Genomic DNA, 265 nt, shown 5'->3' with positions numbered 1-265 from the left:
GGTACCGGCCTGCCGGGGAGCCGCGCGGCTATCTCCTGATCGTCCCGGCGATGGGCGTGGAACAGCGGTTCTACGCGCCCTTCGCCGCCTGGCTGGCAGAGCGCGGCTACCTGGCCATCACCTTCGACTACCTGGGCCTGGGGCAATCGCGCAACGGCTCGCTGCGCGGTCTCGAGGTCGATGTGCTGGGCTGGGCCCGTCATGACTGCAGCGCCATGCTCGCCGCCGCGCTCGCCGAGAGCGGGAGCAAGCCCCTGTACTGGAT

1 protein-coding gene is annotated in these 265 nt (G+C 70.6%); it reads left to right on the top strand.

The window, feature by feature from the left end; all coding sequences use genetic code 11:
* On the top strand, window positions 1-265 hold a 265-nt coding region (locus tag ACLJNW_RS25715), incomplete at both ends, for a serine aminopeptidase domain-containing protein (protein ID WP_410961441.1).

Origin of the sequence: Salmonella sp. SAL4457 (genome assembly GCF_046548235.1) — a bacterium.
Taxonomy (GTDB): domain Bacteria; phylum Pseudomonadota; class Gammaproteobacteria; order Enterobacterales; family Enterobacteriaceae; genus Salmonella; species Salmonella enterica.
The sequence above is the reverse complement of the archived record's forward strand: the minus strand, read 5'-3'. Positions and strand labels throughout refer to the sequence as shown.